This is a genomic window from Arthrobacter sp. SDTb3-6, from assembly GCF_013376095.1.
GTDB lineage: Bacteria > Actinomycetota > Actinomycetes > Actinomycetales > Micrococcaceae > Specibacter.
In genome coordinates, this window is record NZ_JAAMFN010000038.1 from 17,966 (window position 1) to 37,614 (window position 19,649).

General features: G+C 68.3%; 18 protein-coding genes and 1 pseudogene. 13 read left to right on the plus strand and 6 right to left on the minus strand.

The features are described 5' to 3' along the window. Positions 1 to 834, plus strand: a complete 834-nt coding sequence (locus tag G6035_RS15985; protein WP_218063294.1) for a carbohydrate ABC transporter permease — start codon at positions 1 to 3, stop codon at positions 832 to 834. A 109-nt stretch (positions 835 to 943) separates the two neighbouring features. Beyond that, entirely contained in the window at positions 944 to 1,507 is a 564-nt protein-coding gene (locus tag G6035_RS15990) for a GNAT family N-acetyltransferase (RefSeq protein WP_176618099.1), read from the plus strand. Here G6035_RS15990 and G6035_RS15995 read toward each other — a convergent pair. Continuing rightward, positions 1,486 to 3,717 (minus strand): S9 family peptidase, encoded by a 2,232-nt coding sequence (locus tag G6035_RS15995; protein ID WP_176618100.1) that lies wholly within the window; start codon positions 3,715 to 3,717, stop codon positions 1,486 to 1,488. The two genes, G6035_RS15990 and G6035_RS15995, sit on opposite strands and share 22 nt — an antisense overlap. A gap of 235 nt (positions 3,718 to 3,952) precedes the next feature. Between G6035_RS15995 and G6035_RS16000 the strand changes: the two genes are divergently transcribed. From G6035_RS16000 to paaZ, 4 genes are read left to right on the plus strand one after another with little or no spacing between them, the layout of a single operon-like run. Then, on the plus strand, positions 3,953 to 5,182 hold the full coding sequence (locus G6035_RS16000) for an acetyl-CoA C-acyltransferase (protein ID WP_176618101.1): 1,230 nt from the start codon (positions 3,953 to 3,955) through the stop codon (positions 5,180 to 5,182). Further along, positions 5,182 to 5,991, plus strand: a complete 810-nt coding sequence (locus G6035_RS16005; RefSeq protein ID WP_176618102.1) for an enoyl-CoA hydratase/isomerase family protein — start codon at positions 5,182 to 5,184, stop codon at positions 5,989 to 5,991. Before G6035_RS16000 ends, G6035_RS16005 begins: the two co-directional genes overlap by 1 nt. Next, positions 5,988 to 6,896 (plus strand): 3-hydroxyacyl-CoA dehydrogenase family protein, encoded by a 909-nt coding sequence (locus G6035_RS16010; protein WP_176618103.1) that lies wholly within the window; start codon positions 5,988 to 5,990, stop codon positions 6,894 to 6,896. The genes G6035_RS16005 and G6035_RS16010 overlap by 4 nt, the downstream gene beginning before the upstream one ends. Before the next feature lie 30 nt (positions 6,897 to 6,926). After that, positions 6,927 to 9,053 (plus strand): phenylacetic acid degradation bifunctional protein PaaZ, encoded by a 2,127-nt coding sequence (gene paaZ / locus G6035_RS16015; protein WP_371131041.1) that lies wholly within the window; start codon positions 6,927 to 6,929, stop codon positions 9,051 to 9,053. 96 nt (positions 9,054 to 9,149) lie between these two features. Here paaZ and G6035_RS16020 read toward each other — a convergent pair whose 3' ends face one another. The 4 genes from G6035_RS16020 to paaI form a co-directional block, all read right to left on the minus strand. Further along, positions 9,150 to 9,914: a DUF427 domain-containing protein gene (locus tag G6035_RS16020; RefSeq protein WP_176618105.1), complete on the minus strand. Its 765-nt coding sequence runs from the start codon at positions 9,912 to 9,914 to the stop codon at positions 9,150 to 9,152. Positions 9,915 to 9,959: 45 nt separating this feature from the next. Then, positions 9,960 to 10,574, minus strand: coding sequence for a TetR/AcrR family transcriptional regulator (locus G6035_RS16025; protein WP_176618106.1), 615 nt, complete (start codon positions 10,572 to 10,574; stop codon positions 9,960 to 9,962). 77 nt (positions 10,575 to 10,651) lie between these two features. After that, positions 10,652 to 11,968 (minus strand): phenylacetate--CoA ligase PaaK, encoded by a 1,317-nt coding sequence (gene paaK / locus G6035_RS16030; protein WP_176618107.1) that lies wholly within the window; start codon positions 11,966 to 11,968, stop codon positions 10,652 to 10,654. Positions 11,969 to 11,982: 14 nt separating this feature from the next. Then, positions 11,983 to 12,420: a hydroxyphenylacetyl-CoA thioesterase PaaI gene (gene paaI, locus G6035_RS16035; RefSeq protein WP_176618108.1), complete on the minus strand. Its 438-nt coding sequence runs from the start codon at positions 12,418 to 12,420 to the stop codon at positions 11,983 to 11,985. Between the two features lie 158 nt (positions 12,421 to 12,578). On the opposite strand from paaI, the gene paaA reads away from it, so the two are divergent. From paaA to G6035_RS16065, 6 genes are read left to right on the plus strand one after another with little or no spacing between them, the layout of a single operon-like run. Continuing rightward, positions 12,579 to 13,628 (plus strand): 1,2-phenylacetyl-CoA epoxidase subunit PaaA, encoded by a 1,050-nt coding sequence (paaA, locus tag G6035_RS16040; RefSeq protein ID WP_176618109.1) that lies wholly within the window; start codon positions 12,579 to 12,581, stop codon positions 13,626 to 13,628. A gap of 2 nt (positions 13,629 to 13,630) precedes the next feature. Further along, complete coding sequence (gene paaB / locus G6035_RS16045; protein ID WP_176618110.1) at positions 13,631 to 13,963, plus strand: 1,2-phenylacetyl-CoA epoxidase subunit PaaB; 333 nt, start codon at positions 13,631 to 13,633, stop codon at positions 13,961 to 13,963. Continuing rightward, positions 13,960 to 14,826 (plus strand): 1,2-phenylacetyl-CoA epoxidase subunit PaaC, encoded by an 867-nt coding sequence (gene paaC, locus G6035_RS16050; protein ID WP_176618111.1) that lies wholly within the window; start codon positions 13,960 to 13,962, stop codon positions 14,824 to 14,826. Before paaB ends, paaC begins: the two co-directional genes overlap by 4 nt. Before the next feature lie 5 nt (positions 14,827 to 14,831). Then, positions 14,832 to 15,368, plus strand: coding sequence for a 1,2-phenylacetyl-CoA epoxidase subunit PaaD (gene paaD, locus G6035_RS16055; protein ID WP_176618112.1), 537 nt, complete (start codon positions 14,832 to 14,834; stop codon positions 15,366 to 15,368). Further along, entirely contained in the window at positions 15,368 to 16,567 is a 1,200-nt protein-coding gene (gene paaE, locus G6035_RS16060; protein WP_176618113.1) for a 1,2-phenylacetyl-CoA epoxidase subunit PaaE, read from the plus strand. Before paaD ends, paaE begins: the two co-directional genes overlap by 1 nt. Positions 16,568 to 16,613: 46 nt before the next feature. After that, the gene (locus G6035_RS16065) at positions 16,614 to 17,396 is read left to right on the plus strand and encodes an enoyl-CoA hydratase/isomerase family protein (RefSeq protein WP_176618114.1); all 783 of its coding nucleotides are present in this window, start codon (positions 16,614 to 16,616) and stop codon (positions 17,394 to 17,396) included. A gap of 57 nt (positions 17,397 to 17,453) precedes the next feature. Here the strand turns inward: G6035_RS16065 and G6035_RS16070 are convergent, their stop codons facing one another. Then, a complete protein-coding gene (locus G6035_RS16070) occupies positions 17,454 to 18,227 on the minus strand; it encodes an isocitrate lyase/phosphoenolpyruvate mutase family protein (RefSeq protein WP_176618115.1) in 774 nt (257 codons plus the stop codon). A 125-nt stretch (positions 18,228 to 18,352) separates the two neighbouring features. On the opposite strand from G6035_RS16070, the pseudogene G6035_RS16075 reads away from it, so the two are divergent. Continuing rightward, positions 18,353 to 19,480 (plus strand): annotated as a pseudogene (locus G6035_RS16075) (IS701 family transposase). Positions 19,481 to 19,649 lie beyond the last annotated feature (169 nt).

The following is a 19,649-nucleotide window of genomic DNA, read 5'->3' on the forward strand; positions in this document are numbered from 1 at the left end:
ATGCGCAAACGCACCATGGGCCACCGGATCGGACTGGCCATCGCCAGTGCGCTCACTGCACTGTTTGTGGTGCTGCCCATTTACTGGATGGTCAGCACCAGCTTTAAGACCGACGCCGGCGTTTCCGCCCCTTCACCGCAATGGTTCCCGAACCCGATCAGCGGCGGCAGCTACACCAACGCCTTCGTCGACAACTCCTTCGGCCGCTACATCCTCAACTCGGTGGTGGTTGCCGTCGCAGCCACCATCATCGTCCTGGCGCTGGGAACCCTGGCCGGCTACGCGCTGGGCCGGCTGCCGATGCGAGGCAAGTTCACCACGTTGATGGTGCTGCTGATGATCTCGGTTTTCCCCGCCATCGCGGTGATCGCGCCGCTGTACCTGCTGATGCGCGAGCTGGGCTGGCTCAACAGCTACCAGGCGCTGATCCTGCCGTATGCGGCCTTCAACCTGCCGTTCGCCATCTGGATCCTGCGGAACTATTTTCTTGGCATCCCGCGGGAAATGGAGGAGATGGGAAGGATCGACGGCGCGAACCCGCTGCGCACGCTGTGGTCGATCATCCTGCCCATGGCCCTGCCGGGCCTGTTCACGGCCGGCGTGTTCACCTTCACGGCCTGTTGGACGGAATTTTTGATGGCGTTGTCCTTCAACAGTTCCAACGACTTCCGCACCATCCCCGTGGGCATCGCCTTGTTCGGTTCACCCCACATCACCCCGTACGGCACGCTGTTTGCGGCGAGCACGGTGGCGGTGATCCCCATCGCGGTCCTGGTCCTGGTGTTCCGCAAGTCCGTGGTGTCCGGGCTGACATCGGGGGCGGTCAAGGGGTAGCCGGGCTGCCGGCCGGGCCGCCTGCTGCCTGCCCGCCTGCCCGAGAGCCCCGCGCGCCCCGGCACGCAGGCAGGTGGTTTGCGGCCCGGAAACGTCCTATGGTTTTGCCATGGTTGAAATTCCGTACCCGCTGACCACAGAACGGCTGGTGCTGCGCCGCTTTTCCCCGGACGACCTGGCCGCGTACTACGCCTACCAGCGGCTTCCGGAAACCGCCCGCTACCTGTACGGCGGGCCGCGCAGCTACGTGCAGTGCATGGCGCGGATCGCCAAGTATGTGGACGATCCCTTCTCCGGCCCGGGCGACTGGGCCACCTTCGCCGTGGAACGGGCGGGGCGGCCCGGGCTGGTCGGGGAACTCGCGCTGAAGTGGAACCCGGGCGGGCGGACGGAAACCGGGGACGGGCTGGAGCGGGTCGGGGAAATCGGCTGGACCCTGGCCCCCGAAGCCCAGGGGCACGGCTACGCCACGGAGGCGGCACGGGCCGTGCTGGATCTGGCCGTTGACGGGCTGGGGTTCCACCGGGTGGAGGCCCGGCTTGATGCCCGCAACAGCGCCTCCGCCGCCATCTGCGAGCGGCTGGGCATGCGGCGCGAAGGCGTGCTGCGGGACAACATGTACCTCAAGGGCGAATGGACCTCCGAGGCCATTTACGCATTCGTGCGCGGCTGACCCGCGGGCTGCCGCAGCCGGACGGCCCCGAGTGCATCCGCCAGGAACGCGTAGTCCCAGGCACGGGTCTTCCAGCCCTCGTACCGGCCGGACGCCCCGCCGTGGCCGCCGTCCATCTCGATCTTCAACACAATCGGTGCCGTCCCCGTGGACACGGCGCGCAGCTCCTGGACCCACTTGGCCGGCTCCACGTACAGCACGCGGGTGTCGTTGAAGCTCGTGACGGCCGCTATCGCCGGGTACGCCACGGCCCGCACGTTCTCGTACGGTGTGTAGGACTTCATGTAGCTGTACACGGCAGGGTCGGTGATGGGGTTGCCCCACTCCTCCCACTCCAGTGCCGACAGCGGCAGGTCCGGGTCCAGGATGGTGGTCAGGGCGTCCACGAACGGCACCTGGGCCACAACGGCCGCGTACTTTTCCGGCGCCAGGTTCGCCACGGCGCCCATCAGCAGACCGCCGGCCGAGCCGCCCATGGCGCCGATCCGTGCGGGGTCCACCCAGCCGGACCCCGCCAGCCAGTCGGTCGCGGCCACAAAGTCGGTGAAGGTGTTCTTCTTGTGCAGCTTCTTGCCGTCCTCGTACCACTGCCGGCCCATTTCGCCCCCGCCGCGCACGTGCGCGATGACGAACACCACGCCGCGGTCCAGCAGCGACAGCCGCGGCACCCCAAAGCCCGGATCCATGCTGACCTCGTACGAACCGTAGCCGTACACCAGCCCGGCATTGGAGCCGTCCCGGGGCAGGTCCGCGCGGCGCAGCACGGACAGCGGCACCCGGGTCCCGTCATCGGCCACGGCCCACTCGCGCTCCGCCACGTAATCCTGCGGACGGTAGCCGCCCAGCACCGGGGTCTCCTTGCGCAGCAGCAGCTCCCCGCCCGCGTCCCCCGCCGGCAGCACGTAGTCGTAGACGCGCGGCGGCGTGAAGTCGGAAGTGTAGACCAGCCGGATCACCGGTGCCTCAAACTCGGTCCCGCCCATGGAAGCCGTGTACAGCTCCTCGTCAAAGGCGGGCTCGACGGCGGCACCCTGGCCGGGCGTGCCCAGGCCTTCCAGCGGGGTCGCCTGGACGCGCTCGATGGTGTCCCGGCGCAGCGAAACCACCATGTGGGTGGCCGTGACCGTGGCGCCGTTGATGCGCACCGATTCGTCGTGGGCAATGACCGTGGACCAGTGCTGTTCGGCCGGCGGCTTGGCAAACTCCGCGGCATCGACCACGGAAACCATGGAGTTGGCGGCGTCCCTGTCGTGGGTCAAAAGGACCTTTTCGACACCCTCCCACAGGAAGGGTTCGGCGTCGTACAGGATGTGCCCGCTGCGCGGGATGAGGGTCTGCAGACCCCTTTCGGGGGCGTCAAAGGCCAGCAGCCGGGTCTCGCTGAACTCGGAGCAGCCGATGCTGACGGCCAGGTGGCGGCGGTCGGCGGAGAGGCCAAAGCCGGTCCACATGGCGACGTCGTCCTCCTGGTACAGCACCGCATCCCCGGCGACGGGCGTACCCAGGACGTGGGTTTTCACCTGGTAGGGGCGCCAGGAATCGTCGGCCACCATGTAGAACAGCGTGCCGCCGTCGGGGGAGAAGGCCAGGCCGTAAAAGGCCTTCTCAATGGTGTCCGGCAGGAGTTCCCCGGTGCGCAGGTCCTTGATCCGTACGGTGAACAGCTCGTCGCCGGCGTAATCGGCCGCATAGGCGTAGAGGTTGCCGTCGCGGGTCACGGCCGCACCGCCCAGCGAGAAGAACGGCTTGCCCTCCGCCTCGGCGTTGCCGTCCAGCAGCACTTCCTCGCCCGGGACGTCAACGCCGGGTTGAACCAGCGGGGGTGTCCAGTCCGCCACCTGGCTGCCGTCGCCCTCCGCGCGCACCCGGCATTGGATGGAATAGGCGCTGCCCTCCACCATGCGGGAGTAGTACCACCACCCGTCCTTGCGGCTCGGCACGGAAAGGTCGGTTTCCTGGGTGCGCTCCTTGATCTCGTTGAAAATGTCGGTGCGCAGCTGTTCCTGGCCGGCCGTCACAGCATCCGTATACGCCTGCTCGGCGTTCAGGAGCGCCACGACCTCCGGGTTGTCCTTCCCGCGCAGCCACTCATAATTGTCGATGAACGTGTCGCCGTGGTGGGTGCGCTCCACGGGCACCCTTTTGGCCACGGGAGGGGCGGCCGGCGGCGTGGGCGCGGACGGGGAGGCTGCAGCATCGGAAGTCGTCATGCTGCCCACTGTATCCAGCGAACCCCCGCCTCCCCGGACTGTGTTGCAGATAGTGGACGGAATTCAGTGAAATCGGGCCGTTTTGGTCCAACAAGTGCAACACAGACGGGAGGCGCGGTTGACCGTGCGCCCCATCACATGGAATATTTATAGAACGATCGGTCGGTAAATTGGCGGCCGGAACCATGGCGGGCGCCCGATGCCGCGCCGCACAGCACGTTCGGAGGGTACTTTCATGGCCACAGAAACACCGCAGGCATTCCTGGTCGACGGCGTACGCACGCCCGTGGGCCGTTATGGCGGCGCCTTGTCCGGCGTCCGTCCGGACGATCTGGCCGCGTTGACGGTCAAGGACCTTGTGGCGCGTACCGGGATTGATCCGGCGGACGTTGACGAGGTCATTTTTGGCAATGCGAACGGTGCTGGTGAGGAGAACCGGAATGTGGCGCGCATGGCGTGGCTGCTGGCCGGTTTCCCGGACACGGTCCCGGGGATCACGGTCAACCGGCTGTGTGCCTCGGGCATGAGTGCGATCACGATGGCCTCGCACATGGTGAAGGCGGGCGCGGCGGATTTGGTGGTGGCCGGCGGCGTTGAGTCGATGTCCCGGGCGCCGTGGGTCATGGCGAAGCCGGAGAAGGCGTTTGCCAAGCCGGGGGCGGCCTTTGACACCTCGATCGGGTGGCGCTTCAGCAACCCCAGCTTCCTGTCCGGGGCGCTGTCGCGGGAGGGCAAGATGACGTTCTCCATGTCCGAGACCGCCGAGGAAGTGGCCCGCGTGTACGGCACGTCCCGGGAGGATTGCGACGCCTTCGCCGTCCGTTCCCACGAGCGGGCGATCAAGGCGATCGCGGCCGGGCACTTCAGGGACGAGATCGTCCCGGTCACGGTGCACGGGCGCAAGGGCGATACCGTGGTGGACACCGACGAGGGCCCGCGCCCGGGCACCACCGCGGAGGTGCTGGCGGGCCTGCGCCCGGTGGTGAAGGGCGGCAGCGTGGTCACGGCAGGCAACGCGTCCACCCTCAACGACGGGGCGTCGGCGGTCATCGTGGCCTCCGAACGTGCCATCCAAAAGTACGGGCTGACCCCGCGGGCCCGGATCGTGGACGGTGCCGCTGCCGGCCTGGCCCCGGAAATCATGGGCATGGGCCCGGTTGCCGCGAGCCGGAAGGTCCTGGGGCGCCAGGGCGCAAGCGTCAGCCAGCTGGCCGCGGTCGAGCTGAACGAGGCGTTTGCCTCCCAGTCGCTGGCCTGCATGCGCGAGCTCGGGCTGGATGCCGGGACCGTGAACAACGACGGCGGCGCGATCTCCCTGGGCCACCCGCTGGGGTCCTCGGGTTCGCGCATTGTCATCACGCTGCTGGGCCGGATGGAGCGCGAGGCGTCCGCCGGTTCCCTGGGCCTGGCCACCATGTGCATTGGCGTGGGCCAGGGCGCGGCGATGCTCGTGGAGCGCATCTGATGCCCGGGTCCCTGGCGGACGGCGCCGGCCCCGGCCTCGATCCTTCCTCCTTCACCACGCTGCTGGTCACGCAGGGCGGGGGCCGGGTGGCGGTCCAGCTCAACCGGCCCGAGGTCCGCAATGCCATCGACGCGCAGATGGTGGACGAGCTCCACGCCGTCTGCAGCCATCTTGAGAGCAAGCCCGGGATACTCATCCTGTCCGGGATCCCGGGCGATGAGGCGGCCGGGACGAAGGGCATCTTCGCCTCCGGGGCGGACATTGCCCAGCTGCGCGAACGCCGCCGCGAGGACGCCCTGGCCGGCATCAACTCCGGCCTGTTCGACCGGATCGCGAAACTGCCCATGCCCGTCATCGCGGCCCTGGACGGGTACGCGCTCGGCGGCGGGGCGGAACTGGCCTACGCCGCGGACTTCCGGATCGGCACCCGCGCGCTGCGCATGGGCCAGCCGGAAACGTCCCTGGGCATCATGGCCGCCGCCGGGGCCACCTGGCGGCTGAAGGAGCTCGTCGGCGAGCCCGTTGCGAAGCAGATGCTGCTGGCCGGGCGCATCCTCACCGGCGAGGGCGCCCTGGCCGTGGGGCTGATCACCGAGCTCGTGGAGTCCGCCGGACTGCTGGCCGCCGCGCACGCCCTCGCGGACAAGATCGCCCTGCAGGACCCGCTGGCGGTCCAGGCCACCAAGCGCGTGTTCCACGCCCCCCGCGAGGCCCATCCCGGCCTTGACAACCGCGAGCAGGCCGAACTCTTTGAATCCCCCGCGAAGTTTGAACGCATGCAGGCGTTCCTGGACAAGAGGAAGAAATGACCACCACACCCCAGAAGAGTCCCGCTGCCGACCCTCCCGCGCAACCGGGGGCCTTTTCGCCAACGCTCCCGCAATCCGTGGGCGTGTTGGGCGGGGGGCGGATGGGTGCGGGCATCGCGCACGCCTTCCTCACCCAGGGCTGCGATGTCCTCGTCGTTGAACGCGACGACGACGCCGCCGCCGGCGCCCGCACCCGTGTGGAAAGCGCCGTCGCCAAGTCCATCGACCGCGGCCTGGCCGGCACGGCAGGGGACTACCTGGCCCGGCTGGAAGTGTCCACGGACTACGCCGGTTTTGCCGGCCGCGAACTCGTCGTGGAGGCCGTGCCGGAAATCTGGGAGCTGAAGGTTTCCTCCCTGCAGGCCGTGGAGAAGCACCTGGCCGCGGACGCCGTGCTGGCCTCCAACACCTCCTCGCTGTCCATGTCCGGGCTCGGCGCCGAGCTCCAACGCCCGGAAAACTTCATCGGCCTGCACTTCTTCAACCCCGTCCCGGCCTCCACCCTCATCGAGGTCGTCATCGCCAAGCAGACCGCCCCCGCCCTCGTGGCCGCGGCAAAAGGGTGGGTCGAAGCGCTGGGCAAGACCGCCGTCGTCGTCAACGACGCACCCGGCTTCGCCTCCTCCCGCCTGGGCGTGATGCTCGCACTCGAGGCCATGCGCATGGTGGAGGAAGGCGTGGCCAGCGCCGAGGACATCGACAACGCCATGGTCCTCGGCTACAAACACCCCACCGGACCGCTGCGCACCACGGACATCGTGGGCCTGGACGTGCGCCTGGGCATTGCCGAATACCTGGCCGAAACACTCGGGGAACGCTTCACACCACCGGCGATCCTGCGCGAAAAGGTCGCCCGCGGCGAACTCGGACGCAAAACCGGCAAGGGATTTTTCGACTGGGCCTGACGCCCACACGATCGAGGGAAACGAATGGACATGAAGACCATAATTGAAACCGTCCCGAGCTACATCGAGGATGCGTGGTGGACCCCGGCCGACGGCGCCAGGTCAACTGACGCGCGCGACGCCAGCACCGGCGAGGTGCTTGCGCGGGTGTCGGCCGAGGGGCTGGACCTGGCCGCTGCCGTCCGGCACGGCCGGACCGTGGGACAGGCCTCGCTTGGCAAGCTCACCATCCACGAACGGGCCCTGAAGCTGCGCGAACTGGCCCAGTACCTCAACGGCCGCCGCGAGGAACTGTATGAAGTCTCCGCCCGGACGGGCGCCACCAAGATCGACTCGATGGTGGACATTGACGGCGGGATCGGGGTGCTGTTCACCTTCTCCTCCAAAGGCCGGCGCGAACTGCCCAACGCCAACGTCATTGTGGACGGCCCGGCCGAGCCGCTCTCCAAGGACGGCTCGTTCCTGGGCGGGCACATCTACACACGCATCCCCGGCGTTGCCGTGCAGATCAACGCCTTCAACTTCCCCGTCTGGGGCATGCTGGAGAAGTTTGCGCCCGCCTTCATCGCCGGGGTGCCCACCATCGTCAAGCCGGCCACGCCCAGCGGCTACCTGGCCGAAGCCGCCGTGCGCGCCATCGTGGAATCCGGCATCCTGCCCGCCGGTTCGCTGCAGCTGGTCTCCGGCTCCGCCCGCACCCTGCTCGACGGGCTGGACTACCGGGACATGGTCTCCTTCACCGGCTCCGCCAGCACGGCGAACCTGCTGAAGAACCACCCCAACGTGGCCCGTGGCGGGCTCCGATTCACCGCTGAAACCGACTCGCTCAACGCCGCGATCCTGGGCCCCGACGCCGTCCCCGGCACGCCGGAGTTCGACGCCTTCATCAAGTCGGTCGTTACGGAAATGACGGTCAAGGCGGGGCAAAAGTGCACCTCCATCCGCCGCACCATCGTCCCCAACGAGCTGCGCCAGGCCGTCATCGACGCCATCGGCGCGCGGATCAGCCAGCGGGTGGTGGTGGGGGACCCCCGCGCCGACGGCGTCACCATGGGCGCCCTCGCCTCGCTGGAGCAGCTCGCGGACGTCCGGGCCGCCGTCGAGTCCATGATCGCCGCCGGCGGCGAGCTGGCCTATGGCAGCCTTGACGCGCCGGCCGTGACGCGCGCCGACGGGACCGTGGCCGCCGTCGCAGATGGCGCGTTCATGTCCCCGGTGCTGCTGAACTGGGCCGACGCCGAGGCCCCCGAAGTCCACGGGCTGGAGGCGTTCGGCCCGGTCACCAGCGTGATTGGCTATGACACGCACGACGGCGGCGATGTGTCCGAGGCTGTCCGGCTCGCCGCGCTCGGCGCCGGGTCCCTCGTGGCCACCGTGTGCACCAACGATCCCGAGGTAGCCCGTCAGCTGGTGACCGGCATCGCCGCCCACCACGGCCGCGTCCTGGTGCTTAACCGGGAGGACGCGCGCACCTCCACCGGCCACGGCTCGCCGGTGCCGCACCTGGTCCACGGCGGGCCCGGCCGTGCCGGCGGCGGCGAGGAGCTGGGCGGGATCCGCTCCGTCAAGCACCACATGCAGCGTACGGCCATCCAGGGCTCGCCCAACATGCTCACTGCCGTGACCGGCGTGTGGCACACAGGGGCGGACCGGGTCATAGCAGGCTCGGCTGAGTTTGGCGGCGTGGCAGGGGCGGTGCACCCCTTCCGGAAGTCGCTTGCCGAGCTGCACATTGGCGACGCGTTTGCCTCCGGGCTGCGGCAGGTCACGCTGGAGGACATCACGGCGTTTGCCAACTCCACCGGGGACACCTTCTACGCCCACACGAACGCCGCGGCCGCTGAAAAGAACCCGTTCTTCCCGGGCATTGTGGCGCACGGCTACCTGCTGGTCGCCTGGGCCGCCGGGCTGTTCGTGGAGCCCGCCCCGGGCCCCGTGCTGGCCAACTACGGGCTGGAAAACCTGCGCTTCATCACCCCGGTGGCGGCGGGGGACTCCATCCGCGTGACCCTGACGGCCAAGAAGATCACCCCGCGCGTAACCGACGAGTACGGCGAGGTGTGCTGGGACGCGATCCTGCACAACCAGAACGGCGAGACCGTGGCCACCTACGACGTGCTGACCCTCGTGGAGAAGGAAGACACCCTCTACAAATAACCCCGCAGTGACAAGTAGGTCGCAGTAGTTCCAAGAATGGGCCCCGCGAAAGCGGTTGCCATCGCAACTACTGCGACCTACTTGGGGTGGGGGAGCCTACACTTCCCTCACCTGCACCAGGTTGTCGTAGAAGCTCACGTAGCCGGCGATTTCCGCGGCGGGCGCCAGCGGTTCCTGGTAGCTCCAGGCCACGTCCTCACCGGACCCGCCGGCCAGGCGCCAGTAGCCCGCCGCGCCCTTGTAGGGGCACAGCGTCACTGAATCCGTGGCAATCAGCTGGTCCCAGTTGACGTCCGCGGGCGGCAGGTAGACCCGCTCCGCCAGGCCCGTTTCAAACACCATGACCGGCGCCGCGGATTCAGCCAGCACCAGCCCGGCGTTGCTGACCATGACGTGCCGGGCGCTGTGGCGGATGTCCACCCGGTGGAAGGGGTCGCGCGGGTGGGACTGGACGGCGTCGTCCTCCTCCAGCCAGCTGAAGGCATTCGGGTCGAACGCCACGTAGCCGGCCAGGTCCAGGTCCCCGAGCTCAAACGCCGCCCCTGCCGCGCTCTGCCCTCCGGCGGAGACGTCCAGCGCCTTGCCGGGCGTGCTGTGCCGGGCAAAGGGGATGCCGGGGTGCAGCACCGCGGGCGCTTCGGGGCTGTGCGCCGGGGGAGCGGCAGGGCTCAGGACGCCCACGACGTCGTTGGCCGGCACCGCGTAGCACGGCACCACCCGCCGGGGTTCCCAAAGCACCACGGCGCTGCGGGAATCGAGCACGGGCCGGTCCCCGAGCAGGGCGCGGATGCGCTTGGTGGTGGGTTCGTAGCGGAGTTCGCCCGAGAGCGCCCGCAGGGAGTCGGAAATTTTGGTGGCCATGCCTAAATCGTGCGCCCGCCGCGGGGCGCAGTCAACGCACGGGCGTTACTTGTGCAGGCCCTGGAAGGACATGGTGATGACGTCGTCGGCCAGCCTGGCGGCGGAGAGCGCCCCGCCGGGCTTGTACCACTCCACGATGGAGTTGATGGTGCCAAAGAGCAGGCGGGTGATGGTGCCGGGGGCGATGTCGGTGCGCAGCGAGCCCTCCTGCTGGGCCGCCGAGACCAGCCCGGTGATGGTGCGGTCGAACACGCGGCGCCGGGCCAGGGCCTCGCGCTCCATCTCCGTGTTCCCGCGCAGGCGCAACAGCAGCGTGACAAACGGCAGCCTCGCCACCAGCACCCCGATCGTCCCCCGGAGCACAAACTCAAGGCGGGCGTCGGGCGCGCCGGTCGTGGCGCCGTCGAGCGTCAGGACGCCCTCCAGGCCGCCCAGGGCCTCCTCCAGCGCCAGCCGGAGCAGGTCCTCCTTGGACGGGACATGGTGGTAGATGGCGGATTTGGAGATGCCCAGGTGCTCGGCCAGGATGCCCATTGACGTGGCCTCGTAGCCGTGTTTGTTGAAGACGTCCACGGCAACCCGCAGCACCGACTGCTGGTCGTAGCCGGGCCGCCCCCGCTTGGACGAGGCGGCTTGGGTGGCGGGGGCGGTATGGGGCATGGTTCCTAGTTTCTCACGGTCCTGCGGCCCTCCCGGCGCACAGGCATGTGCCGGGAGGGGCCGCAGGACCTCGGCGGTCAGGGCTTGGGGCGGTTGTCGAAGATGCGGCGCAGCTTGCCGTTGGAGCGTTCCAGCGATCCGGGCTCGACGACGTCGATGGTGCACGAGGACCCCACGTGGATCTTGATCTGCGACTTCAGCGCCAGCGCGGCGGCTGCGCGGTCCTCGGGCGTGGTGTTTTCGCGCGGTTCGATGTGGATGGTCATGGCATCCATGCGGCCGCTGCGGGTCAGTTCCAGCTGGAAGTGCGGGCTGAGCGCGGGGATGCGCAGCGCGATCTCCTCGATCTGCGAGGGGAACATGTTCACCCCGCGCAGGATGATCATGTCATCGCTGCGGCCGGTGATCCGGGCCATCCGGCGCATGGACGGGCGGGCCGTCCCCGGCAGCAGGCTGGAGAGGTCCTTGGTCCGGTAGCGGATGATCGGCAGCGCCTCCTTGGTGAGGGAGGTGAACACCAGCTCGCCCTTGTGCCCGTCGGGCAGCACCGTGGTGTGGTCAAAGGGGTCGATGATCTCCGGGCGGAAGTGGTCCTCCCAGATGTGGTTGCCGTCCTTGGTCTCCACTGATTCACCGGCGACGCCGGGGCCCATGACCTCGGAGAGTCCGTAGATGTCGCAGGCGTCCACCCCGAGTCCCTGCTCCAGTTCCTTGCGCATCTCCTCCGTCCACGGCTCGGCGCCGCACACGGCAAACTTCAGCGAGGTCGCGCGCGGGTCGATGCCGCGGTGGACCATGGCGTCCATGATGGTCAGCAGGTAGGTGGGCGTACACATGATGGCGTCGGGCTTGAAGTCCTGGATCAGCTGTATCTGCTTTTCCGTCTGTCCGCCGGACATGGGGATGACGGTGGTGCCCAGGGCCTCCGCACCGTAGTGCGCGCCCAGTCCGCCGGTGAACAGGCCGTAGCCGTAGGCCACGTGCACCTTCATGCCGGGCCGGACGCCGGAGGCGCGCATGGAGCGGGCCACGAGCGAGGCCCACACGTCGAGGTCGTTCTGGGTGTAGCCCACCACGGTGGGCCGGCCGGTGGTGCCGGAGCTGGCGTGGATGCGCACCACCTCGTTCTGCGGCACGGCGAACATGCCGAAGGGGTACTCCTGGCGCAGGTCCTCCTTCGTGGTGTACGGGAACTGGGCCAGGTCGGAAAGTTCCTTGAGGTCCTGCGGGTGGACGCCGGCTTCGTCGAACTTGCGCTTGTACAGCGGCACGCGGTTGTAGGCGTAGGCAACGGTGTCCTTGAGCCGTGCGAGCTGCAGGGCCTCCAGTTCGTCGCGGCTCATGAGCTCCGCGGCGTCGAGCCGGGAAGGGTCCTTCTGGGTGGTTTCGGTCATCGTGGGCGGACCTTTCAGTTCGTGTTTTTGCTGGGGATGGTCCGGCTGCGTCCGCGGAATTCGGCCACGACGGTGGTGGTGCCGCCGTCCTCGGCCAGGACCTGGACGTCATACAGCCCGCTGCGGCCCTGCTGCTGGCGGCGGTTGGCGACGGCGGTGAGCCGCTGGCCTGCGCGGGTGGGCGCCATGAAGTTGACGTCCGCGCCGGAGGCCACCGTGACAAAGCCGTCGTGGCCGTGGGCGGAGTTGCAGGCCAAGGCGAAGGCGGTGTCGGCGAAGGCGAAAATCATGCCGCCGTGGGTGATGCCGAAGCCGTTCATCATCTCCGGGCGGAGGGTCATCTCAATGGTGGCGTGGCCGTCGTCGAGCCCCAGCACCTCGATGCCCAGCCACTCGGACGCATAGTCATTCAAAAGGATCGGGTGCTGTGCCCCGGCGTCGATGGACGCCATGTGTCGCTCCTCACGTTATCTAACCGAATGTTCATTAGGTAATACCCTGGGGCCCTGTTCTGTCAATCTGCAAAAATTGCGATTGACGAGGTGCCCGTCACATTATATCCTGAACGAACGGTCGGTAAATAATGTCGGCACCACATCGAGGAGTTGCCATGGCACGGAACGTGCAGCCGGCGGGCCAGCCCGCCCCCCAGAACCCCGCTTCCAACGGCACGGCCCAGGCCCCCGCCGTTGTTCTGTCCCCGGAGGACATCGCGGGGCAGGAAAACTTTGATGCGATCATCGCCAAGGATTCCCGCGTGGAGCCCAAGGACTGGATGCCTGAGGCGTACCGCCGTTCACTGGTGCGCCAGATTTCCCAGCACGCGCACTCGGAGATCATCGGCATGCAGCCGGAGGCCAACTGGATCACCCGCGCCCCGAGCCTGAAGCGCAAGTCCATCCTGATGGCGAAGGTCCAGGACGAGGCCGGCCACGGACTGTACCTTTACTCCGCGGCGGAGACGCTGGGCACCACGCGTGACGACATGATGGACGCCCTGGTGGCCGGCAAGGCCCGCTATTCCTCCATCTTCAACTACCCCACCGTGACGTGGGCGGACATGGGCGCCATCGGCTGGATGGTGGACGGCGCCGCCATCTGCAACCAGGTGCCGCTGTGCCGCGCCTCCTACGGCCCCTACGGACGGGCCATGGTGCGCGTGTGCAAGGAGGAGTCCTTCCACCAGCGCCAGGGCTTTGAGATCCTGCTGGAACTGGCCAACGGCACCCCGGAGCAGCGTGAGATGGCGCAGAACGCCGTCAACCGCTGGTACGCGCCGTCCCTGATGATGTTCGGCCCGCCGGACGACAATTCCCCCAACTCCAAGCAGTCCATGGCCTGGAACATCAAGCGCTTCAGCAACGACGAGCTCCGCTCCCGCTTTGTGGGGATGCTCGCCGAGCAGGTGAAGGTCCTGGGCCTGACCCTGCCCGATGACGAGGTCCGCTTCAACGAGGACACCAAAAAGTGGGAGCACGGCCCGCTGGACTGGGCGGAATTCAAGGAAGTCCTGGCCGGCCGCGGCCCCTGCAACGCCCAGCGCCTGGAGCGCCGCCGCTCCGCCCACGAGGACGGCGCCTGGGTCCGCGAGGCCGCCGCAGCCTACGCGGCCAAGCAGGCCGCCAAGCAGTCCACGAACGCACAGAAAGCAGCAGCCTAGACATGACTGAAGCAACGTCACCCGAAAGCACGACGCCGGACCCCGCCGAAGGCGCGCACCGCTGGCCCCTGTGGGAGGTCTTTGTGCGCTCCAGCCGCGGCCTGAGCCACGTGCATGCCGGCTCCCTGCACGCGCCGGACGCCGCCATGGCGCTGCGCAACGCCCGTGACCTGTACACCCGCCGCAACGAGGGCGTCTCCATCTGGGTGGTCCCCTCCGACGCCATCGCCGCCTCGGACCCGGACTCCAAGGGCTCCTTCTTTGAATCCCCGCAGGGCAAGGACTACCGGCACGCCACCTACTACACGAAGAGCGAAGGAGTGAAGCACCTGTGACACCGGACCCGCACGACGTGGGGGCCCTGGGCGATTCCTCCGCCTCAGCCACCCGCATCACCCCCGGCTTTGCCCTCCGCCCGGAGGACATTGCACTCGCCGCCGAACAAGGCACGGCGAAGCCAAGCGAAGACGTGGCCGAATACGCGCTGCGCCTCGGCGACGACGCCCTTATCCTGGCCCAGCGCCTGGGGCACTGGATTTCCCGTGCCCCCGAGCTGGAGGAGGATGTGGCCCTGGGCAACATCGCCCTGGACCAGCTGGGCCACGCCCGTTCCTTCCTGACGTACGCCGGCGCCGCCTGGGGCAAGAGCGAGGACGATCTTGCCTACTTCCGCCGGGAGGGCGAATTCCGTTCCGCGCACCTCTTCGAACAGCCCAATGGCGACTTTGCCGCCACCATTGCCCGGCAGTTCATCGTGGCGAACTACCAGTTCCCGTTGTACCGCGAACTAGTGAAATCCAGCGATCCCATGCTGTCCGCCATCGCCGCCAAGGCCGTGAAGGAAGTGGACTACCACCTGGACCACAGCACCCAGTGGGTGCTGCGCCTGGCCGGCGGCACGGACGAGTCCCGCCGCCGCATGGAGGCCGGCCTCAACCTCATGTGGCCGTTTGTCGGCGAGCTCTTCGAGGACGACGCGCTCACCGCAAGGATCGGGGACGCCGGCGTCGTGCCGTCCAGCCTGAAGGAAGAATTTGACCGGACCACCGGCGCCATTTTGGCCGAGGCGGAACTGGACGTCCCCGGGCACCCCATGGCCACGGGCGGCGGACGGCGCGGAAACCACTCCGAGCACCTGGGCCTTGTGCTCGCGGAGATGCAGGTGCTGGCCCGCGAATTCCCCGGGGCCAGCTGGTGACCGTCATGCAGACCGGGGAAAGGACTGCCCGGCAGCAGGCCTGGGACATCGCCGCACGTGTATGCGACCCCGAGATCCCCGTGCTCACCATCGCCGACCTGGGCATCCTGCGCAGCGTTGAGGTGTACGACGCCGGGGGGCCGGGCGGGCCCGCCGGCAAGCCCGCCGTCCAGGTCACCATTACGCCCACCTACTCCGGCTGCCCCGCCATGGAGGCCATCCGGGACGACGTCCAGGCGGAATTCGCGAAGGAAGGGTACCCGTCCGCGGAGGTGCTCCTGGTGCTCTCCCCGGCCTGGACCACCGACTGGATGAGTGCCGAAGGGCGCACCAAGCTCGCGGAATTCGGGATCGCCCCGCCCAGCGGGCATTCCCGCGCCGGCGGCCACAGCGGCCCCGTCCGGCTTGCCCTGCAGGTCAAATGCCCGCAGTGCAGCTCGCTCAATACCAAGGAACTTACCCGCTTCGGCTCCACCTCCTGCAAGGCACTGTACGTCTGCCAGGACTGCAAGGAACCGTTCGACTACTTCAAGGTGCTCTAATGACAGTTCCCGCAGACGCCACGGCCCGGCGCCGGGCCTCGTTCCACGCCCTCACCGTCAAGGAGGTCCGCCGGCTCACGGAGGACGCCATTGAGGCCACCTTCGCGGTGCCCGCCAAACTGGCGGGCCACTACGATTACCTGCCCGGCCAATACGTGGCGCTGCGCGTGCAGATGCCCGGGGCCGACGGCGTGGACCGTGAGGTGCGCCGCAGCTACTCCATCTGCGCCGTGCCGGTGCAGTTTGAGGACGGCAGCTCCGAGATCAAGGTTGCCATCAAGCGGGACATCGGCGGTGAATTCTCCACCTGGGCCAACAAGGAACTGGCTGCCGGTGCCGTCATGGACGTCATGAGCCCCATGGGTGCCTTCATCTCCAAGCACGCCGGCGGCACGGGCGTCTCCAACGTCCTCAACAGCATGAACCACCCGGAAGACATGGCGCACGACGCCGGGACCTACGTCGCTATTGCCGCCGGCTCCGGCATCACCCCGGTCATGGCCTTGGCCAAGTCGCTCCTGGCCGGCAACCCCGGCACCCGCTTCGACCTGGTCTACGCCAACAAGGCCACCATGGACGTCATGTTCCTGGAGGAGCTGGCGGACCTGAAGGACCGGTACCCCCGGCGGTTCGCCCTCCACCACGTGCTCTCCCGCGAACAGCGCATCGCACCGCTGATGAGCGGGCGCCTTGACGCGGAAAAGCTCGAGGCGCTGCTGGGCACCGCCATCCACGCCGACGACGTCGACGAGTGGTTCCTCTGCGGTCCCTTCGAGCTGGTGCAGCTGTGCCGCGACGTCCTGGAGGCCCGCGGCGTGGACCGCGACCGGGTCCGCTTCGAGCTGTTCACCACGGGGCGCCCCGACCGCCCCGAAGGACAGGCCGGCCGCCCGGTCCAGGTGGACGAGTCCGAGGAAACCTACAAGATCACCTTCACCCTTGACGGCTTGACCGCCGACATCCTCAGCCCCACCCACGCCCGCGAGTCAATCCTCAACGCCGCCCTGCGCGTGCGCCCCGACGTGCCGTTTGCCTGCGCCGGCGGCGTGTGCGGGACCTGCCGGGCCAAGCTGGTGTGCGGCGAGGTGGACATGGATGAGAACTACGCCCTTGAGCCCGACGAAATCGAGAACGGCTACGTCCTCACCTGCCAATCCCGCCCCACGACCCCCGAGGTCACTGTCGACTACGACGGCTAAACCGCCGGCCGTGCCCGTCGAGGCCCGCAACCCCTGAGGAGACACCATGATTGACCTGTCCATCGCCGACGGCGTGGCCGAGATTGTCCTGAACGCCCCGCAGAAGCTGAACGCGCTCAACGAGACCGCGCTGGGGGAGCTGGGGGCCGCGTACGGCGAAGCCGCGGAAGCCGCCTCCGCGGGGGCCGTCCGGGCCCTGGTGCTCCGCGGGGAGGGGCGGGCGTTTTGTGCCGGCCGCGACATCGCCGGTGTGGACGGCGCCACCGACGACGTCAGCGGCTACCTCGACGGGCTGCTGGTCCCGCTCATGCAGAAGATGGGTGCCTTTCCGGCGCCCACCTTTGCCGCCGCGCAGGGTGCCTGCCTGGGCGTGGGGCTGGGCCTGCTGGTGGCCACGGACGTGGTGTACGTGGCGGAGACCGCCAAGATCGGCTCCCCGTTTGCCAACCTGGGGGCCACGCTGGATTCCGGCGGCCACTGGCTCTTCACCGAACGGCTCGGCACGCACCGCACCCTTGACCTGATCTACACGGCCGAGCTCATCAGCGGCACCGAGGCCGTGGCCTCCGGGCTGTTCAGCCGGGCCAGGCCCGCGGGGGAACTGCTTGATTTCACCCGTGCCGCGGCAGCGAAGGCGGCCAACGGCCCCACCCGGGCATTCAACGCCAGCAAGGCCCTGGTGGCGCGCATCCGAGACGAGCGGCTGGGACTGTGGGACGCCGTCGTGCGGGAAAACGAGGCGCAGGCCGCGCTGTCCAGGACGGCCGACTACCTCGAAGGCTTTGCCGCCTTCACCGCGAAGCGGAAGCCGGACTTTACCGGCAGGTAGCCCCAGGGCCATGGTTCCCGGAGCCTTAAACGCGGCCGGCCGGTGCCGCACCCCCGCTCAGTTAAGCGGGCGGGTGCCTTCCGGCAGGGAGCCGTTGTTCATGAGCTCGGTGGCGGCGTCGGCAATGGCGGTCAGGGCCACGCGCTGGATCCACGGACCGTAGGAAATCCGGGCCACGCCCAGCTCCTGCAGCCGGGACGGCGTGAGGGAACCGGGCACGTTGATGACGCTGACCTTCCCGCGCCCAATGCCGGCCACGAGCGCCTTGACGGTGGGCTCGTCCAGCTTGCCGGGCACAAAGACGCACGTGGCGCCGACCTCCAGGTAGGCGCGGCCGCGTTCGATGGCGGCCTCCAGCACCTCGCGCGGGTCGCGGTCCGCGCCGCGCAGGAAGGCGTCGGTGCGGGCGTTGAGGACAAAGTCGATGCCTGCGGCGGCGCCTGCGGCGGCGGCCTGCTTCATCTGCGCGACGGCCTGCGCCAGCGGTCGCATCTGGTCCTCGATGTTGGCTCCGACTATCCCGACGCCGATCGCCTTGCGGATCGTCTCCCCGGGGTTGCCGTAGCCGGCCTCAAGGTCGGCCGTGACGGGCAGTTCGGTGGCTGCAGCAATCCGGCCGACGGCCTCGATCATGGTGGCGACCGGGATGTGCTCACCGTCCTCATAGCCGTAGGATGCCGCAATCGAATGGCTGGCCGTGGCCAGCGCCTTCGTGCCGGGCAGCTCCGAAATCACCTTGGTGCTGATGACGTCCCACACGTTGGCGAGCTGGAGAATTTCGGGCGCATTGTGGAGGCGGAGAAGCTCCGTGGCCTTGCTTGCTGTGCTCATGGAACGAGCCTAGTACTACAGTCGCGTTTATTTTCTCTGCGTTTGGAGTTTTAACCGTGTTCCGGGACGCGGACGTGTTAATCCTAGGCGGTGGGCGATGATATTTGTGTGGCGGACGTGGGGGAATGGGCCGATGGGCTGGCGGAGATCGGGGGCTGATCGGGGCCAGGTTCGCCCGTTCGGAGCCTCGGGCGAACGCTGTTGGGTATGTCAAGGGACTGCTCTCCGAGGAGGAGCGGAAGAATTCCTGGACGCTTTCGGAGCGCGCCGGGCATCGGGTCCCGGACCGGATGCAGCGTCTGCTCTCAAGCACGGACTGGGATCCGGACGGGTTGCGGGATGACCTGCGCTCCTTCGTGGTGGAAAGGATCGGTGACCCCGACGGGGTGCTGGTGATCGACGAGACGGGGTTCCTGAAGAAGGGCACCCGCTCGGCAGGCGTCGCCCGTCGGTACTCCGGAACCGCCGGGCGGGTGGAGAACTCCCAGATCGGGGTGTTCCTCACCCATGCCACTGGGCGCGGGCGCACCTTCCTGGACCGGGAACTGTATCTGCCCAAGGCCTGGACCGAGGACCCCGGACGCTGCGACGCGGCCGGGGTGCCCAGAGACCGGTAGTTCAGGACCAAGCCGGAGCTGGCCATGGACACGCTCCTGCGTGCCCTGGACGCAGGAGTCCCGGCGGCCTGGGTGGCCGGGGACGCGGTTTACGGCCAGTACCACCGGCTGCGCCGCACTCTGGAGGAACGCGGGCTCCACTACGTCCACGCCGTCCCGGTCTCCCAGCGCGTCATCGTCAAGGACGGGACCTTTGCCGGCACCGAAAAGCGCGCCGATGCCGCCGTGGCAGACCTCGCACCTGCCGCGTGGCGCACCCGGTCAGCCGGCGAGGGATCCAAGGGCGTGCGGGACTACGCCTGGGCGCGGGTGCGCATCAACGGCGCCGAAGACCGGCGTGCGGAGCACTGGCTGCTCGCCCGTCGTTCCCTGGCCAGGCCCGAGGAAATTGCCTGTTTCATCTGCCACACCCCCTAACGCGTCGCCCTGGCCCAGATGGCCCGCATCGCCGGGATCCGCCGGGCCATCGAGGAAACCTTCCAGACCGCCAAGGGCGAAGCCGGACTGGACCACTACCAGGTCCGCCAATACGCCGGCTGGTACCGGCACATCACCCTCTCGATGCTCGCCCATGGGTTCCTGACCACCGTCAGGGCCAAAAAAGGGGCACCGGAACCGGGCAGGAAAGCCTCGTAGCGCTCTCCCTGCCCGAAATCCGCCACCTCATCACACGTCTCGCCTGGGCAAGCATCCCGGACCCCAGCCACGTCCTACACCGCTCACGCTGGCGCCGAAAACACCAACACCGCGCACGCGAACACCAGTACCAGAGCCGCAGATCAACCATATTAACGCGACTGTAGTA

Excerpts from the sequence above, each read along its gene's own strand:
- G6035_RS15995 (WP_176618100.1), bottom strand. The coding sequence starts at position 3,717 with ATGACGACTTCCGATGCTGCAGCCTCCCCGTCCGCGCCCACGCCGCCG.
- paaK (WP_176618107.1), bottom strand. The coding sequence starts at position 11,968 with ATGACCGAAACCACCCAGAAGGACCCTTCCCGGCTCGACGCCGCGGAG.
- paaB (WP_176618110.1), top strand. The coding sequence starts at position 13,631 with ATGACTGAAGCAACGTCACCCGAAAGCACGACGCCGGACCCCGCCGAA.
- G6035_RS16065 (WP_176618114.1), top strand. The coding sequence starts at position 16,614 with ATGATTGACCTGTCCATCGCCGACGGCGTGGCCGAGATTGTCCTGAAC.
- G6035_RS16010 (WP_176618103.1), top strand. The coding sequence starts at position 5,988 with ATGACCACCACACCCCAGAAGAGTCCCGCTGCCGACCCTCCCGCGCAA.
- G6035_RS15990 (WP_176618099.1), top strand. The coding sequence starts at position 944 with ATGGTTGAAATTCCGTACCCGCTGACCACAGAACGGCTGGTGCTGCGC.
- paaE (WP_176618113.1), top strand. The coding sequence starts at position 15,368 with ATGACAGTTCCCGCAGACGCCACGGCCCGGCGCCGGGCCTCGTTCCAC.
- paaA (WP_176618109.1), top strand. The coding sequence starts at position 12,579 with ATGGCACGGAACGTGCAGCCGGCGGGCCAGCCCGCCCCCCAGAACCCC.
- G6035_RS15985 (WP_218063294.1), top strand. The coding sequence starts at position 1 with ATGCGCAAACGCACCATGGGCCACCGGATCGGACTGGCCATCGCCAGT.
- paaI (WP_176618108.1), bottom strand. The coding sequence starts at position 12,420 with ATGGCGTCCATCGACGCCGGGGCACAGCACCCGATCCTTTTGAATGAC.
- G6035_RS16020 (WP_176618105.1), bottom strand. The coding sequence starts at position 9,914 with ATGGCCACCAAAATTTCCGACTCCCTGCGGGCGCTCTCGGGCGAACTC.
- paaD (WP_176618112.1), top strand. The coding sequence starts at position 14,832 with ATGCAGACCGGGGAAAGGACTGCCCGGCAGCAGGCCTGGGACATCGCC.
- G6035_RS16070 (WP_176618115.1), bottom strand. The coding sequence starts at position 18,227 with ATGAGCACAGCAAGCAAGGCCACGGAGCTTCTCCGCCTCCACAATGCG.
- G6035_RS16005 (WP_176618102.1), top strand. The coding sequence starts at position 5,182 with ATGCCCGGGTCCCTGGCGGACGGCGCCGGCCCCGGCCTCGATCCTTCC.
- G6035_RS16025 (WP_176618106.1), bottom strand. The coding sequence starts at position 10,574 with ATGCCCCATACCGCCCCCGCCACCCAAGCCGCCTCGTCCAAGCGGGGG.
- paaZ (WP_371131041.1), top strand. The coding sequence starts at position 6,927 with ATGAAGACCATAATTGAAACCGTCCCGAGCTACATCGAGGATGCGTGG.
- G6035_RS16000 (WP_176618101.1), top strand. The coding sequence starts at position 3,953 with ATGGCCACAGAAACACCGCAGGCATTCCTGGTCGACGGCGTACGCACG.